The organism is Enterobacter sp. RIT637, from assembly GCF_019718755.1.
Lineage (GTDB): Bacteria > Pseudomonadota > Gammaproteobacteria > Enterobacterales > Enterobacteriaceae > Enterobacter.
In genome coordinates this window covers 470,954-487,591 of record NZ_JAIHAZ010000001.1, presented here as the reverse complement: position 1 = coordinate 487,591, position 16,638 = coordinate 470,954, and the positions used below count along the sequence as shown (strand labels likewise).

Here is a 16,638-nt window from a genome sequence, read left to right as displayed (position 1 = left end):
ATGGGTCAGGATAGTGAACATTACCCGCCGTTTCCCCTCCCAATATAACTATAAAGCGGATGGACTACGGTCATCACGCTATGAACACCCCCGTTAATATGGGATGTAAAAAAAGAGGTATATGTGTCTACTGCAAACAATAAACCAACAAATGAAAGCGTGAGTCTCAACGCTTTTAAACAGCCGAAAGCGTTCTATCTCATCTTCTCTATCGAGTTATGGGAGCGTTTTGGTTATTACGGCCTGCAAGGGATCATGGCGGTTTACCTGGTTAAACAACTGGGTATGTCCGAAGCGGATTCCATCACGCTGTTCTCCTCCTTCAGTGCCCTGGTGTACGGTCTGGTTGCCATCGGCGGCTGGCTGGGTGACAAAGTCCTCGGCACCAAACGCGTCATTATGCTGGGCGCCATTGTCCTGGCGATTGGCTATGGTCTGGTTGCATGGTCTGGACACGATGCGGCTGTGGTCTATATGGGTATGGCGACGATTGCCGTCGGTAACGGTCTGTTCAAAGCGAACCCGTCCTCCCTGCTCTCTACCTGCTACAACAAAGATGACCCACGCCTGGACGGTGCATTTACCATGTACTACATGTCCATCAACATCGGCTCATTCTTCTCCATGCTGGCAACGCCATGGCTGGCAGCGAAATTCGGCTGGAGCGTGGCCTTTGCGCTGAGCTTCGTGGGTATGCTGATCACCGTTGTGAACTTCCTCTTCTGCCGCAGCTGGGTTAAAGACTACGGTTCTAAGCCAGACTTCGAACCGGTTCACATGGGTAAACTGCTGGCAACGATCGTTGGTGTTGTGATCCTCGCCGCAATCGCGACCTGGCTGCTGCACAACCAGGGCGTTGCTCGTGCCGTTCTGGGCGTGGTTGCGCTGGGTATCGTCTGCATCTTTGCAAAAGAAGCCTTCGCCATGCAGGGCGCTGCACGTCGTAAGATGATTGTCGCCTTCATCCTGATGCTGGAAGCGATTATCTTCTTCGTGCTGTACAGCCAGATGCCGACCTCTCTGAACTTCTTCGCTATCCGTAACGTTGAACATTCCATCCTCGGTATTGCGTTCGAACCTGAGCAGTTCCAGGCTCTGAACCCGTTCTGGATCATGATTGGTTCCCCGATTCTGGCCGCTATCTATAACAAGATGGGCGACCGTCTGCCAATGCCGCACAAGTTCGCCGTGGGCATGGTGCTGTGTTCTTGCGCCTTCCTGGTGCTGCCGCTGGGGACCAAGTTTGCATCCGACGCGGGTATCGTCTCCGTTAACTGGCTGATCCTGAGCTATGCCCTGCAGTCTATCGGTGAGCTGATGATCTCCGGTCTGGGCCTGGCGATGGTTGCACAGCTGGTGCCACAGCGACTGATGGGCTTCATCATGGGTAGCTGGTTCCTGACCACTGCGGGTGCGGCAATCATTGCAGGTAAAATTGCTAACCTGATGGCGGTTCCGGAAAACGTGACTGACCCACTGCTTTCCCTGAACGTGTACGGTACTGTCTTCATGCAGATTGGTATCGCTACCGCGGTTATCGCTGCGCTGATGCTGCTGACCGCGCCTAAGCTGAATCGTATGACTCAGGACGACGACAAAACGTCTAAAGCGACCGAAACCGCTACCGCGTAATGTCATCGGGAAACGACTGAACGGAAAGAAGCCGCTAAAGCATTAGCGGCTTTTTTTTTACCCGAACGCGCACTACCATAGCTGAAACCTCAGCAAAAAGGAGTTACCGATGAAACTGTTCTACAAACCGGGCGCCTGCTCTCTTGCTTCCCATATCACTCTTCGCGAGAGCGGCAAAGATTTCACGCTGGACGGCGTTGATCTGATGAAAAAGCGCCTCGAAAACGGCGATGATTTTTTTGCGATCAACCCGAAAGGACAAGTTCCGGCCCTGCTGCTGGATGACGGTACGCTGCTGACCGAAGGCGTGGCGATTATGCAGTACCTGGCAGACAATGTGCCGGATCGCCAACTGCTGGCACCGACAGGCAGTATCTCTCGCTATAAAACCCTTGAGTGGCTTAACTACATCGCGACCGAGCTGCACAAAGGCTTTACGCCGCTGTTCCGCCCGGATACGCCGGAAGAGTACAAACCGACCGTACGTGCGCTGCTTGAGAAAAAGATGCAGTACATTAATGAATCACTGAAAGACGAACAGTGGATCTGCGGCGCGCGTTTCACCATTGCTGATGCGTATCTGTTTACCGTTCTGCGCTGGGCGCGCGCGGTGAAGCTGAACCTGGAAGGGTTAGATCATATTGCGTCGTATATGGAACGCGTAGCGGCGCGCCCTGCGGTTGCAACAGCGCTGAAAGCGGAAGGGTTGAATTAATCCGAGCGCTTTGTATTGCCGGGTGGCGCTGCGCTTACCCGGCCTACAATATCCCTGCTCTTACAATTGGGTTGCGCTGAAATAGTGCTCCGGCTTCGCGATACGATCCTGTGCTGCCACCACCTGCAGCTCATATTCCTGCATGTTTTTCGTCGCAATCATAATTTCATAAACTGCTGCGGTCACATGCTCCAGCGCATCGCGCAGCGTCGCGCCCTGCAGTAATTTCACCAGCAACAGGCCGCTGGTCACATCACCGACACCTACCGGTTGACGCATGCCAAAATCCACCAGCGGACGGCTGATGTGCCATGCTTCGTCCCTGGTGACCAGCAGCATCTCAAAACGGTCCTGGCTTAACCCTGCACGCGCGAGGTGCTTCACCAGGACAATCTCAGGCCCCTGAGCAATTAGCTCGCGAGAGGCGCTTACAGCTTCTTCTACGCTGTTAACCGGATGCTCGCAGAGGATTTCAAGCTCGATCAGATTTGGCGCAATAATATCGCTGGCAGGAAGCGCGTGGCGGACGTGAAACTCGGCTACGCCCGGCGCGACAATGCAGCCCTTTTCAGGATGGCCCATGACCGGATCGCAAAAGTACTTTGCCGCCGGATTTGCCGCTTTCACCTGACGGACGATCCCCAGAATGTGCTCACCCTGCTCTGCTGAGCCGAGGTAACCGCTCAGGACGGCGTCACAGCGCCTGAGCTGGTCGATTTCGGCAATACCCTGCACAACATCCGTCAGATGCGATGGCGGCATCACGCAGCCGGTCCATTTGCCGTATTGCGTGTGGTTCGAGAACTGTACGGTATTGAGGGGCCAGACGTTGGCACCGAGGCGGCGCATCGGGAATTCCGCGGCGCTGTTGCCAGCATGCCCAAAAACAACGTGGGACTGGATGGCGAGGATGTTGTTCATTTTTTCTTACCAAACCCTGTAAAAACAAAAGGGGCGTGGTTTCCCACGCCCCTGCGTACTTTTAATTACTTCCAGCAGACCAGACAGTAATTTTTCTTGCCGCGACGCAGCAGCGTGTAACGTCCGTACAGACGATCGCCGTCAACGAAGGTGTATTCCGGGTCAGCCTGCTTCTCACCGTTGATAGTGATGGCGTTAGACGCGATGGTTTTACGCGCCTGACCGCGAGACGGCTGCAGCTCAGAGTCCACCAGCGCCTGCATCAGGTCAGCCCCTTTTTCCATCTCAACCATTGGCACGCCGTCCTGCGCCAGCTGTTCGAAGTCCGCTTCGCTCAGATCGCTCAGGGTACCGTTGAACAGGCTTGCGGTAATGCGTTTTGCCGCAGCCAGACCTTCTTCACCATGAACCAGTTTGGTCACTTCGTCCGCCAGCACGTACTGCGCGCGCGGTGCTTTACCGCTGTTCTTGTCTTCTTCTTCCAGCGCATTGATTTCTTCAATGTCCATAAAGGTGAAGAACTTCAGGAAGCGATAAACATCGGCATCCGCCGTGTTGATCCAGAACTGGTAGAATTTGTACGGGCTGGTTTTCTTCGGATCGAGCCACACCGCGCCGCCTTCTGTCTTACCGAATTTGGTGCCGTCGGCTTTGGTGATCAGCGGAACGGTCAGACCGAAGACCTGATTCTGATGCAGACGGCGGGTCAGATCGATACCGGAGGTGATGTTACCCCACTGATCGGAACCGCCAATCTGCAGGGAAACGCCGTGCAGTTTGTTCAGGCAGGCAAAGTCATAGCCTTGCAGCAGGTTGTAGGAGAACTCGGTAAAGGAGATACCCTGGTCGTCACGGTTCAGACGCTGCTTCACGGCTTCTTTGTTAATCATCTGGTTAACAGAGAAGTGCTTGCCGATATCACGCAGGAAGGTCAGCACGTTCATGCCACCAAACCAGTCGTAGTTGTTAGCAGCAATTGCGGAGTTGTCGCCACAGTTGAAGTCGAGGAACGGTGCCACCTGTTTGCGGATTTTATCCACCCACTCCTGCACGGTGTCTTCGGTGTTCAGTTTACGCTCAGCGGCTTTGAAGCTTGGGTCACCAATCAGACCGGTCGCGCCGCCCACCAGGGCAACAGGCTTATGGCCCGCCATCTGGAAGCGTTTCAGGCATAACAATGGAACAAGATGCCCCAAGTGCAAGCTGTCAGCGGTGGGATCGAAGCCGCAATAGAGCGCGATCGGGCCTTGCGCCAGTCGCTCTGCTAACGCTTCCTCGTCCGTCACCTGGGCCACGAGGCCCCGCTCTTGCAATTGTTTAATCAAGTTACTGCTTGCCATCAAATTCTCCATGTATAAACGACTGCACCTTTGCCGGTACACGACTTTTCGCCTGATGCGAAAGGACCATAGAATAAAGCGCTAGCGCGGTGTGCGCTAGCGCTTAAATCAACAAATTTCGGGGATTACGGTGCCAGTCTGTCGATTTTCCAGCCGCCGCCGTCGCGCTGGTATAAAAAGCGGTCGTGCAGGCGGTGCTCGCCCCCCTGCCAGAACTCCATCTGCTCAATGGGGATGCGGAAACCGCCCCAGAAGCTTGGCAGCGGCACTTCACCCTGCTGGAACTTCTGTTTGAGCTCGAGGAATTTGCTTTCCAGCACGCCGCGGGCAGAAATACGGCTGGACTGTTTTGAAACCCAGGCGCCAATCTGGCTGTCGCGCGGGCGGCTGTGGAAATACTTCACCACTTCCAGCGTCGAGAGACGTTCCGCTTTGCCGGTCACCATCACCTGACGCTCCAGCATGTGCCACGGAAACAGCAGGCTGATGCGAGGATTGTTTTCTAAATGGTGCGCTTTGCGGCTGCCCAGGTTGGTGTAGAACACCAGCCCTTTCTCGTCATAATGCTTGAGCAATACGATGCGCTGATACGGTTGACCGTTTTCATCAACCGTCGCGACAACCATGGCGGTGGGGTCGGCGAGTTTCGCTTCGCAGGCCTGTTTCAGCCAGCGTTCGAAAAGCACAAGGGGTTCAGCGGGAAGATCCTGGCGACGCAGGCCGCCTTTGGTGTATTCACGGCGCAGATGCGCAATTTGCTGCAGTTCGTCGTTATCTGACATGGCGTTAGCTGACATTGAGAGTGGGAGGCGCTATTGTGCGCCGCCCCTGTAAAAATCTCAACGCTTCGGATTTTCGAGCTGGCAATTGTTCAGCACAATGCGGTCACGCTTGTAGACCGTTGCACTGTCACCTTTCGACCAGAACACGTAAATCCCGTCGGTATAACGCGCCCCGGAAGCCGACATCCCCTGTTTCAGGGTCAGCAATTTGTTGTCGTAAACAAAGCTGGCTTCCTGACGCGGGTTATTCAGCTTCACCGTCAGCGGTTTTTCGTCGCAACGATACTCCAGCGTATCGGTCTGCATGCGCTCAAGGAACTGGTTATAGACGCTGCATCCTGACAGCAATAAAGGCGCGGCAATAAGAAGAAGTTTTTTCATGGGCGTATTCCGAAGACTTTCCTGGTCCTGGAGGGCATGGCTGCCCTCCTGTTTCATTCCATTCTAACGACGACACGCCGCGCTGAATTTCAGTTAACTCTGATTATGACGAGGATTTGCCGGGAAAATCGCCCCGAGGACGCTCGCCTCCCGCGCACCGGTGACAGAAGGTAAATTACCCGGCAAGCCTGCAACGGTACGCCAGGCAAGCCAGGCGAAGGCCAGCGCTTCCATATCATCACCGCTGATCCCGGCTTCATCCGTTGTGGTGACTTCAGTACCCGGCAGTAGCCCCGCCAGACGCGCCATCACCAGCGGATTCCGGCTCCCTCCGCCGCAGACCAGCAGACGTTCGCACCCTCCGCTGAGCAGAACCTGTTCCGATATCGACACGGCGGTCAGTTCGGTCAGCGTGGCCTGAACATCCTGCGGTGCCAGCGCTGGGAACTGCGCCAGCTGGCGCTCAAGCCAGCCGTAGTTGAAATACTCGCGCCCCGTACTCTTCGGCGCAGGTAGCGCAAACCAGGGATCGCTTAGCATGGACTGCAGCAGCGGAAGAATGACTTTGCCTTCGCTGGCCCACTCCGCGTCTTTATCGTAGGGCTTACCGCACTGACGCCAGATCCAGGCATCCATTAGCATATTGCCCGGCCCCGTATCGTACCCGCGCACGGGCTGGCCAGGGATCAGCATCGACAGGTTTGCAATCCCGCCAATGTTAAGCACCATACGGCGCTCAACCGGATGAGCCAGCAACGCGTGATGGAACGCAGGCACCAGCGGCGCACCCTGCCCGCCCAGCGCAATATCGCGACGACGAAAATCGCCCACCACGGTGACACCCGTTTTTGCCACAATCTGATTATTATCACCGATTTGCAACGTGTGCGGCGCGTCGCCGGTAGGCTCATGCCAGACGGTCTGACCATGACAACCAATGGCGACCACATCCTGCGGCTGCAGATTCTCTTTTCGCATCAGGGCTAAAACCGCCTCTGCAAACAGCGCACCCAGGCGCACGTCGAGCTGTCCCAGCTGTGAAAGCGTCAGTTGCTGACCCTGACAAATGCTCAGAATGTCTTCTTTAAGCGAAACGGGGATAGGCCAGGTCAGACTCGCCTGCTGTGCCACCATGTTTTCATCAATAGCGGCCAGAACGACATCAACACCGTCAAGACTGGTGCCAGACATCACACCGATATAGCGACCCGATTTCATGCGCTTTCCTTACGTTGAGTGGGCTAAGGATATCCACTCCACCATAAACAGCGGTGCTTTACTATGCAGAGATAATATTTTTTAACAATGTCAGACAGGCGGCACGCGGGAAGTCCGTTTATCTTCCGTTAAGCCAAATACAAGTACAATTTTCTGATTGTTGGTGCAAAGATATGAACTATGGCCCGTAATGCCATATAATTTAGCCATAATGGATGCCCGTACCGGGCGTTTTTGGTGAACAGGAGATTCAAATGATTTTACGTGTACTGGGCGTTTCGCTGATTGGTTTAACACTCGCTGGTTGTGTGAATGACAGTTCACTTTCCGGCGACGTCTATAGCGCTTCTGAGGCTAAGCAAGTTCAGAACGTGACTTACGGTACTATTGTTAATGCGCGTCCTGTTCAAATTCAGGGCGGCGATGAAAACAACGTAATGGGTGCCATCGGCGGTGCGGTTCTGGGCGGCTTCCTTGGTAACACCGTAGGCGGCGGCACGGGCCGTTCGCTGGCGACAGCAGCAGGTGCCGTTGCCGGTGGCGTGGCAGGCCAGGGCGTTCAGGGTGCAATGAACAAAACGCAGGGCGTGGAGCTGGAAATCCGCAAAGATGACGGTAGCACCATTATGGTCGTACAGAAACAGGGCAGCACCCGCTTCTCTGCAGGCCAACGTGTTGTTCTGGCGAGCAATGGCAGTCAGGTGACCGTTTCCCCACGTTAATTTGGTCATGGGGTGTGGCTCTCAGGCCACATCCCTTTACAAAACACATCATTTAAATGAATATATTTACAAAATATATTTATTGCACTTATTATTAATGTTATCTGATATTGTTTCTGCGCAAAGTATTTATTGAATTAATACATTAGACTCGTCGCACTTACCTCTTTTAATTTATTATAACTTTGTTAAAAACTATATGCTTGCGATCAGTCATTCTGTAAAAGCTCGTTATATCTCGTTCTGTCTCGGTTGCATTGTTGTCATCGGGATATTACAGACTTTGTTTATCAAACTGGTGGGATTGATCCCTTCTTTTTCGCCGTTTTTATTCCCTACACTCACCATTTTCCTGCTGGTATTTCACCTGTTTATTGCCTGTTTTATGGTAATGAAATACTGGTGTGACAGGAAACGGTTGTATCTGGTGGCGATCGCCTTCGCCTTTGCCGGTTCGGCACTGTTGATGATTGGCACACTGTCCAGTTTCCCGGCCTGGCTGGATCTCTATCAGTTCAATGTCGTCAACTATAACGATGCGATGATTTACTACATGTTCCGCCATCTGTTAATGGCGGTACTGATCATCGTCTCGGCGTTACTCTACACCACGCGTAGTCGGCCTCTGTCACGGCTGGCGCATGTGTCAATTATTAGCGGGTTAGTTGTCTTTACCCTTTGCGTTGTTTCTCTGGCCTGGCTCTATTCCAGTCATTCAAATTTCTTATCAATCGACCTGGTGGATAATGAAACCCGCCAGTTTATGGTTCTCTGGAGCCAGTGCATTAATATTTCATTAATTGTGCTGTGGATAGTGACATTAGCAACGCTGATGTATATTACGCGCGTACGCAACCTATTCTGGGTCGGGGGGAATTTCCTCTGCGTCTGTTATGTGGTCACATTGTCAATGCTGTTAGTGGGTGGGCATGCCGAAGATTATTCATGGTATCGCGCCCGTTTATTTGAAACTGTCGCGACGCTGCTTATTATTTTTGTCCTGCTTTACGATGTTTTCAATTTGTATCGTGAATCACACTTAAAGTATCAGCAGTCTTATCAGAACTCGATTCGCGATCCGCTGACGCGTCTTTATAACCGCAGTTATTTTTATGATTCGTTAAATCAGGCGCTGGCGATCGCCAAAGCCAGCCGTCCGGTTTCGTTGATTGTCAGCGATCTCGATCGCTTCAAACGCATCAACGACAACTACGGGCACTTGCAGGGAGACAAAGTGCTGCAGTTTGTCTCTAACCTGCTGATGGATTCCGTACGACCGCAAGATATAGCGGCACGTATCGGCGGCGAGGAGTTTGTCCTGATGCTGGAAAATACCTCTTCAGAAGAGGCTCGCCAGGTCGCTGAACGCATCCGCATAAAGTTAAGCAGCTTTGATAAAGCCAGCAGTGAGGGGCAACTGCCCGAGCCGATTACGATCAGTATGGGCGTCTTCACGGCATCATCGCCGGACATTACCGCCGAGAAGTGTGTGGAAAGTGCGGATAAGGCGATGTACGAGGCCAAAGAGAGAGGACGAAACCGCGTGGTGATTTTCCAGTAAAAAGAGAAAGGCCTTGCTCATGCAAGGCCTTTTTTACTTCTCAGTCGCGTGACTGCAGTTCTTGGATGTTTTGCTCAAGGCGACCAATGAGGCTGATGAGCATTTCCAGTTCTTCAGGCGATACCCCCGACAGGATTTCACCACGCGTTTTGCTGATAACGGCCTCCATCTCAGTGATGATAGGCGCCGCTTTTTCCGTCAGCTTAATCCGCTTCGCGCGACGATCGCTGGCACAGGTTTGCCGGGAGATGAGTCCTTTCTCTTCCAGCTGATCGAGCGTACGCACCAGTGACGGTTGCTCAATACCGATCGCTTTTGCCAGTTGAATTTGCGACTGCTCGGGCGGTAGCTGATGAATGTTATGCAGCGTGACCCAATGCGTCTGTGTCAATTCCAGAGGTTTCAGGCGATGGTCAATCAGAGCACGCCAGACGCGTACCAACCTTGCCAGATCAGAACCTAATGGCGATTCCAATTTCATCTCCTTATAATTAGCTTGCTAAGTTATTATACTGATTTTAGAATAGTGTGCAGTATTTATATTGCCAAAACAAATGCATTACTGCATTCAACATTAATAAAAGTATGATTTACACTGAATACTTATGTTATTTCATTGTAAGACAGGCCATTGTGGCACTCAGTTCACTGCAAAGGATCACTGCTCGTGACGTTCTCGTTAAACTCCACGGGGTTACCCCTCCAGGACCTGATCTTTGGTGCATCAGTCTATTTTCCTCCCCTGTTTAAAGCCGTACTGGTGGGCTTTGCGATCTGGCTTGTCGCACACCGACTCCTGCGAGACTGGATGTATTCCGGCGAGATCTGGCACCCCATGCTGATGGATCTCTCCCTGTTTGCCCTTTCCGTATGCCTGGGCCTTGCCGTGTTGACCGTGTGGTAAATATGTCCCTGAAAACACTAAAATACTTTTCCACCCTTCTTGTTCTGGCGCTGGCGCTGATTGCCGGTTGGTGGATGTGGAACTATTACATGCAGTCCCCCTGGACACGCGACGGTAAAATTCGCGCAGAACAGGTCAGCATCACGCCGCAGGTGTCTGGAAGCATCACGACGCTTCTTGTTAAGGATAACCAGTTCGTCAAAAAGGGAGACGTTTTATTCCGTATTGATGATACGCCTTTTCATATCGCCATCCTCAACGCCCAGGCACAGCTTGCGAAAGCGCAATCCGATCTCGCGAAAGCCAATAACGAAGCGACCCGCCGCCGGCATTTGTCGCAAAACTATATCTCTGCCGAAGATTTAGACACCGCCAACATAAACGTTAAGGCTATGCAAGCCAACGTTAACGTGGCGGAAGCTACGCTCAAGCAGGCGCAGTGGGCGTTAACGCAAACGGTGGTGGAAGCGCCGGTCGATGGCTGGGTGACTAACCTCTCTGCCCGCGTGGGGAACTATGCCACTACCGGGCAACCCGTTTTTGCCTTAGTCGACAGCCACTCTTTTTATGTCGTGGGCTATTTTGAAGAGACCAAGCTTCGGCATATTCAGGAAGGTGCGCCTGCAACCATCACCCTCTACAGCGGTTCGAACAGGTTACAGGGTCACGTTTCCAGCATTGGGCGCGCCATTTACGATCAAAGCGTTGAGACGGATTCTGGCCTGGTCCCCGATATTAAACCTAACGTTCCGTGGGTTCGTCTGGCACAGCGCGTTCCGGTTCGCGTAGAGTTTGACAACCTGCCCCAGAATCTCACGCTGGTTTCAGGCACGACCTGTACTGTGTCTATCGGAACGCGCTGATGAACCTGCGGGTGCTCTCCTGGCAAAACCTACCGTGGGTAAAAGCATCGCGCCCTCAGTGGCGTTACGCGCTGCGAAACGGCATTGCCATGTGCCTTGCGCTGACCGTCGCCTATTACCTGAATCTGGATGAGCCCTATTGGGCAATGACCTCTGCGGCGGTGGTGAGCTTCCCGACCGTCGGTGGTGTCATCAGTAAAAGTCTGGGGCGCGTGGCCGGAAGCCTGCTAGGAGCCACAGCTGCGTTAATCATTGCGGGGCATACGCTAAACGATCCGTGGCTCTTTTTACTGAGCATGGCGGCCTGGCTGGGGTTTTGTACCTGGGCCTGCGCCCATTTTACCAATAACGTTGCCTACGCATTCCAGCTGGCGGGTTATACCGCCGCCATCATTGCCTTTCCCGTGGTGAATGTACTCGACACCACCGAGCTATGGGACATCGCCCAGGCTCGCGTCTGTGAAGTGATTGTCGGTATTCTTAGCGGCGGATTTATGATGATGATCCTGCCCAGTACCTCCGACGGTACGGCGCTTATCACCGCCCTGAAGACCCTGCATGCCCGCTTACTGGAGCATGCAAGCCTTCTCTGGCAGCCGGATACCAACGATGAAATCCGTCTGGCACACGAGAAGGTCATTGGGCAGATCCTGACCATGAATCTGCTGCGCATTCAGGCCTTCTGGAGCCACTATCGCTTTCGCCGGCAAAACAAACTCCTCAACTATTTGCTGCATCAGCAGCTGCGGATGACCAGCGCAATCTCCAGCCTGCGTCGAATGCTGCTCAACTGGCCCACGCCGCCAGCCAACACGCGCGACGTCATTGATACCTTGCTTGCGGCCCTCGCCCGCCCGGAGACGGACATCTACACCGTGGCAAGGATCATCGCCCCGCTCGCCCCCGTCGATGAGTACGATTACCGTCACCGCGCGTTCTGGCAGCGCCTGAACTATTTTTGTCGGCTGTATCTGCGAAGCAGTCGATGGATAAACGCGGTCGAGAATGCCAGTCCAATAACGGAATTCGCCGTCCCCAGCAGCCCGGCGCTGGCGCGCCACACCGACTATATGGAAGCGCTGTGGAGCGGTTTTCGCACCTTTTGCGCCCTTACCCTCGTTGGCGCGTGGAGCATCACCACGCAGTGGGAATCCGGCTCTGCGGCCTTGACGCTTGCCGCCATCAGCTGCGTGCTCTATTCCGTTGCCGCGTCGCCGTTTAACTCGCTTACGCTGCTGTTACGCACGCTGCTGTTGCTGTCGTTGTTCAGTTTTGTGGTGAAGTTCGGATTGATGGTTCAGATAAGCGACCTGTGGCAGTTCCTGCTGTTCCTGTTCCCGCTATTAACCACCATGCAGTTGCTGAAGTTACAAATGCCCAGGCAGGCCGGTCTCTGGGGGCAGCTGATTGTCTTTATGGGGTCGTTTATTTCAGTGACGAATCCACCGGTGTATGACTACGCTGACTTTCTCAATGACAATCTGGCGAAGATCCTCGGCGTGGGCCTGGCGTGGCTGGCGTTCGCCGTACTGCGGCCGGGTTCTGATGCGCGTAAAAGCCGCAGACATATCCGTGAACTAAGACGGGGATTTGTCGACCAGCTTAGTCGTAAACCGCATCTGCGTGAAAGCGAGTATGAATCGCTGGTCTATCACCACGTCAGCCAGCTCAATAATAGCCAGGACTCTCTTTCCCGACGCTGGCTTTTACGCTGGGGCGTGGTGCTGCTGAACTGTTCACACGTCGTCTGGCAGCTTCGTGCGTGGGAAACGCGTTCCGATCCGCTGTCGCAGGTGCGTGATGTTTGCCTCTCTCTGCTACGCGATGTGATGAGCGAGCGCGGTGTCCAGCAGCGGCCGCTGGAAACGACGCTGGCTGAACTGCAGCGGATCTGCGATACCCTTGCGCGGCATCATCTGCCCGCGGCTCGTGATTTGGCCTCGATAATCTGGCGCCTGCACTGCTCGCTGTCGCAGCTGGAACAGGCACCGCCACCGGGAACGATTGGGGATCAGATCACGCCGCAGGCATAGCGTGCTCCGCCACCGCCGAGGGGTTTAGGCTGATCGGACATGTTATCGCCGCCGACATGGATCATCAGCGCTTTCCCTTTCACCTCGTCCAGCTTTTTCAGACGCGGCGCCACAACCGGATCCGTGGCTTTACCGTCATTGTTCACCACCAGCACAGGCAAGTCGCCTAAATGCCCCATTCCCTCCGGGCCTTCATGCTTGCCGGAATGCTGCGGATCGAGGTGCCCTCCTGCTGCTTCCGCCGCCGACGGTTTACCTTCTTTTAAAGCGGGCTGACAGCTGCCTTTAGCATGGACATGGAAACCATGTTCACCGGGAGGAAGTGCTTTGAGGTTAGGGGCGAACTCCAGCCCTTTATCGGTCTCCGTGATCTTCACCGTACCGATGGACTGACCTACACCCTGAGAGGTGACGAGATTCATTTCTACTTCGTCGCTGGCTGCCTGCGCCCCTGCGCAAACAACCAGCGTGACCAATGCCAGAGCAAAACGCTTCATATGACCTCCGCTGGTTATTTTTTGCCCCTTAAGTGTATACCAGAGGCAAAGATTTCACCGGAAAGTCACCTTAAGGCGGTTTATGGCACGTCGTAACCCAGCGCGGCCTTGCGGATGCGGAACCACTGCTGGCGGGTCATCTGCAGCTCTTCGGCCGCCAACGCAGACCGCACGCGCTCAATTTTACCCGAACCGATAATCGGCAGTGGTTTAGACGGCAGACGCAGTATCCACGTATAGACCACCTGCTCAATGCTTTCGGCATTCAGCTCTCGGGCCACGGTTTCCAGCTCGTCACGCAGGGGCTGGAATTCATCGTCATTAAACAAACGACCGCCGCCCAGGCACGACCACGCCATAGGGCGAATGCGCAACTGCTGCAGCTGATCGAGCGTACCATCCAGCAGCAGCGGCTGGTGTACTGGAGAAATCTCGACCTGATTAGTAGCCAGGGTAAACGGCAGACGAGATTGCAGGAGCGCAAACTGCGCCGGGGTGAAGTTAGACACGCCAAAGTGTCGGACTTTGCCACTTTGGTGCAGATTCAGAAACGCTTCCGCCACCTCATCGGCATCCATCAACGGGTCCGGACGATGGATCAGCAGCAGATCGATATGATCGGTTGCCAGATTGACCAGAGATTGCTCGGCGCTCTTAATAATGTGTGCGCTGTCGGTAATGTAATGGCCGAGCGCGTGTTCAGGTTTCGCGGTGGTGGCGATCCCGCACTTGGTGACGATCTCCATCCGCTGACGCAGGGCTGGCACCAGCTTTAACGCCTCACCGAAGGCGGCTTCACACTGGTAGCCGCCATAGATGTCGGCATGATCGACGGTGGTGATGCCTAAATCGAGATGCTCTTCAATGAAGCTTGCCAGCTGAAGCGGGGACATATTCCAGTCCATCAAACGCCAGTAGCCCATGACAAAACGGGAGAATTCCGGGCCCTGCGGGGCAAGGGTAATACGCTGAACCATAACATTTTCCTCAAGAACGTGATGTCATGAGTATACGCAATTACCGTGTTAAAACAGTGAAGGTTGCTGGGGTTCTTCGGTTTCCCCTGCTTTGTTTGCGCGAATTTTGCGCAGCAGACGCTGTCGGCAGAGGCGAAGCACGTCCTGCTTTTGCGTGTCGCTAAAGTTTTGCCAGTTAAAGCGCTCGTCACGGGTACGCATACACCCACGGCAATAGCCGCGTTCATCAACCTGACAAATCCCCCGGCACGGGCTCTGGATGGGGAAAAATTCCAGCTGCTCTGCCACACTCACCTCCACAAAACGACCATCACTTACAGTGAAGACGTTATGCGCCTGGTGTGCAAGAGATTTACCACCGTTTTGTGGCATTAAGGTTTCACTAATCTTCCCTCTCTATACTCGCCGCATCACGATAACGAATGGTTTTCTTATGATGTGGTTTGCAAAAAAGTTACACTGTAACGATATAAAATTCACTCTGGGTTGTGCGCTTTTCTTCACTGCGCTAAATGCACTTTTTATTCAGCGCAGCTGGGCCATTATCGCCCCTGCACATCTGCACGACATCCTCTTCGCCGCTTCCGTACCGCTGGTGCTGTTTTGCGGCTGGGTGATTGTCTTTAGCCTGCTCAATATTCCCTATATTCGTAAGCCGCTGCTGATTGTCCTGACCATGGGATGTGCTGCCGCGACCTACTTTATGTACACCTACGGCGCGGTTATCGATCAGAACATGATTGTGAACGTGTTTGAAACCAATTCCCAGGAAGCCACGGCACTGCTCACGCCACAGATGATCCTGTGGATTGCCGTTGCCGGTTTTGTCCCGTCCGCCATACTCGCACTGACGCGTATCCGTACCGGGAAATGGTGGTATGCCCTCCTGATGCGCTTTGCAGCGATGCTGGGTGCGCTGCTGGTCATTATTCTGGTGGCTGCCGTCTTTTATAAAGATTACGCCTCGCTGTTTCGGAATAATAAAAGCATCGTCAAAATGGTCACGCCGGCGAACTACGTTAGCGCCGTCGTGAAGTACAGCAAAATGCGCTGGTTTGCGGGCGACCAAACGCTGGTGCGCATCGGTGAAGATGCCCATAAAGGGCCACTGATTGCCGGGCAGCAGAAAAAAACCGTGCTGGTTCTGGTCGTCGGTGAAGCCTCACGCGCGGCAAACTACTCGCTCAACGGTTACGGGCGCGAAACTAACCCGGAACTTAAAAAGCAAGACGTCATTAACTTCCCGCAGGCCTCGTCCTGTGGTACCGAAACCGCCGTTTCTGTCCCTTGTATGTTCTCCGGCATGACCCGGAAAAAATACGATGCTGACCTCGCACATCACCAGGAAGGTCTGCTCGACGTGCTTCACCATGCAGGTGTTAATCTGCTGTGGCGCGATAACGATGGCGGCTGTAAAGGCGCCTGCGAACGTGTGCCGCACACAGACATGACGCAGTGGAAGCTGGATCAATTCTGCAAAGACAAAACCTGCATTGATGATGTGAATCTCTATCGTCTGGATAATGTGCTGGACGGCCTGAAGCAAGACACGGTGTTGGTTATCCACCTGATGGGCAGTCACGGTCCGGCGTATTACAATCGCTATCCGAGCAGTTTCCGAAAATTTACGCCAACCTGTGATACCAACGAAATTCAGGACTGCGATCATCAGGCGCTGATGAACACCTATGACAACACCATCCTCTATACCGACAGTGTGGTCAGTAAAACGATTGACGCCTTAAAAGCCCGTCAGGCCAACATGAACACGGCGCTGATTTATCTTTCCGATCATGGTGAATCACTGGGTGAAAGCGGGATTTATCTGCACGGTACGCCGTACATGCTGGCGCCGGAGCAGCAAACGCATATTCCCTTTATGTTCTGGCTCTCCCCTGACTACGCGAAAAATTATGGCGTCAACGAGCAGTGTTTGCGTGACCACGCAGCAAAAGATGCGGTATCGCAGGACAATTTGTTCTCGACCGTGCTGGGCATGATGGACGTGAAATCAACAGTTTATCAACAGCAGCTGGATATCCTGAGCGCATGTCGTCAGTAAACTCGCTTGCATTAGACCGAACGGTCTATT

The 16,638-nt window shown here is 53.7% G+C and carries 17 protein-coding genes; 8 read left to right on the top strand and 9 right to left on the bottom strand.

The features are described 5' to 3' along the window. Positions 1–123: 123 nt before the first annotated feature. Together dtpA and gstA are read left to right on the top strand one after the other, a co-directional pair. Positions 124–1,632 (top strand): dipeptide/tripeptide permease DtpA, encoded by a 1,509-nt coding sequence (gene dtpA, locus K5E19_RS02380; RefSeq protein ID WP_221549807.1) that lies wholly within the window; start codon positions 124–126, stop codon positions 1,630–1,632. Between the two features lie 109 nt (positions 1,633–1,741). Further along, positions 1,742–2,347, top strand: a complete 606-nt coding sequence (gstA, locus tag K5E19_RS02375) for a glutathione transferase GstA (RefSeq protein WP_221549806.1) — start codon at positions 1,742–1,744, stop codon at positions 2,345–2,347. Positions 2,348–2,407: 60 nt separating this feature from the next. Here the strand turns inward: gstA and pdxY are convergent, their stop codons facing one another. The 5 genes from pdxY to anmK form a co-directional block, all read right to left on the bottom strand. Then, positions 2,408–3,268: a pyridoxal kinase PdxY gene (gene pdxY, locus K5E19_RS02370; protein ID WP_221549805.1), complete on the bottom strand. Its 861-nt coding sequence runs from the start codon at positions 3,266–3,268 to the stop codon at positions 2,408–2,410. Between the two features lie 65 nt (positions 3,269–3,333). Next, positions 3,334–4,608, bottom strand: coding sequence for a tyrosine--tRNA ligase (gene tyrS, locus K5E19_RS02365; RefSeq protein ID WP_032657730.1), 1,275 nt, complete (start codon positions 4,606–4,608; stop codon positions 3,334–3,336). A 125-nt stretch (positions 4,609–4,733) separates the two neighbouring features. Then, complete coding sequence (gene pdxH / locus K5E19_RS02360) at positions 4,734–5,390, bottom strand: pyridoxamine 5'-phosphate oxidase (protein WP_221549804.1); 657 nt, start codon at positions 5,388–5,390, stop codon at positions 4,734–4,736. A 57-nt stretch (positions 5,391–5,447) separates the two neighbouring features. Beyond that, positions 5,448–5,771 (bottom strand): C-type lysozyme inhibitor, encoded by a 324-nt coding sequence (gene mliC / locus K5E19_RS02355; protein WP_221549803.1) that lies wholly within the window; start codon positions 5,769–5,771, stop codon positions 5,448–5,450. 93 nt (positions 5,772–5,864) lie between these two features. Next, complete coding sequence (gene anmK, locus K5E19_RS02350; RefSeq protein ID WP_108416859.1) at positions 5,865–6,989, bottom strand: anhydro-N-acetylmuramic acid kinase; 1,125 nt, start codon at positions 6,987–6,989, stop codon at positions 5,865–5,867. A 254-nt stretch (positions 6,990–7,243) separates the two neighbouring features. Between anmK and slyB the strand changes: the two genes are divergently transcribed. Further along, a complete protein-coding gene (gene slyB / locus K5E19_RS02345; protein ID WP_013096912.1) occupies positions 7,244–7,711 on the top strand; it encodes an outer membrane lipoprotein SlyB in 468 nt (155 codons plus the stop codon). A 199-nt stretch (positions 7,712–7,910) separates the two neighbouring features. Further along, a complete protein-coding gene (locus tag K5E19_RS02340) occupies positions 7,911–9,272 on the top strand; it encodes a GGDEF domain-containing protein (protein WP_221549802.1) in 1,362 nt (453 codons plus the stop codon). A gap of 40 nt (positions 9,273–9,312) precedes the next feature. Here the strand turns inward: K5E19_RS02340 and slyA are convergent, their stop codons facing one another. Next, positions 9,313–9,753: a transcriptional regulator SlyA gene (gene slyA, locus K5E19_RS02335; RefSeq protein WP_221549801.1), complete on the bottom strand. Its 441-nt coding sequence runs from the start codon at positions 9,751–9,753 to the stop codon at positions 9,313–9,315. A gap of 186 nt (positions 9,754–9,939) precedes the next feature. Between slyA and K5E19_RS02330 the strand changes: the two genes are divergently transcribed. The 3 genes from K5E19_RS02330 to K5E19_RS02320 are packed head-to-tail and all read left to right on the top strand — an operon-like array spanning position 9,940 to position 13,072. Then, positions 9,940–10,176: a DUF1656 domain-containing protein gene (locus K5E19_RS02330; protein WP_010430338.1), complete on the top strand. Its 237-nt coding sequence runs from the start codon at positions 9,940–9,942 to the stop codon at positions 10,174–10,176. A gap of 2 nt (positions 10,177–10,178) precedes the next feature. After that, a complete protein-coding gene (locus K5E19_RS02325) occupies positions 10,179–11,039 on the top strand; it encodes an HlyD family secretion protein (protein WP_221549800.1) in 861 nt (286 codons plus the stop codon). Beyond that, entirely contained in the window at positions 11,039–13,072 is a 2,034-nt protein-coding gene (locus tag K5E19_RS02320; RefSeq protein WP_221549799.1) for an FUSC family protein, read from the top strand. The genes K5E19_RS02325 and K5E19_RS02320 overlap by 1 nt, the downstream gene beginning before the upstream one ends. Here the strand turns inward: K5E19_RS02320 and sodC are convergent. From sodC to K5E19_RS02305, 3 genes are all read right to left on the bottom strand, one after another. After that, positions 13,051–13,569 (bottom strand): superoxide dismutase [Cu-Zn] SodC, encoded by a 519-nt coding sequence (gene sodC, locus K5E19_RS02315; protein ID WP_010430333.1) that lies wholly within the window; start codon positions 13,567–13,569, stop codon positions 13,051–13,053. The genes K5E19_RS02320 and sodC overlap by 22 nt on opposite strands. Positions 13,570–13,649: 80 nt before the next feature. Next, positions 13,650–14,546 (bottom strand): aldo/keto reductase family oxidoreductase, encoded by an 897-nt coding sequence (locus K5E19_RS02310; RefSeq protein ID WP_221549798.1) that lies wholly within the window; start codon positions 14,544–14,546, stop codon positions 13,650–13,652. 48 nt (positions 14,547–14,594) lie between these two features. Further along, on the bottom strand, positions 14,595–14,834 hold the full coding sequence (locus K5E19_RS02305; protein WP_010430327.1) for a DUF1289 domain-containing protein: 240 nt from the start codon (positions 14,832–14,834) through the stop codon (positions 14,595–14,597). A 148-nt stretch (positions 14,835–14,982) separates the two neighbouring features. Between K5E19_RS02305 and eptA the strand changes: the two genes are divergently transcribed. Further along, positions 14,983–16,608 (top strand): phosphoethanolamine transferase EptA, encoded by a 1,626-nt coding sequence (gene eptA, locus K5E19_RS02300; protein WP_221550024.1) that lies wholly within the window; start codon positions 14,983–14,985, stop codon positions 16,606–16,608. The last annotated feature ends 30 nt before the right edge of the window (positions 16,609–16,638 follow it).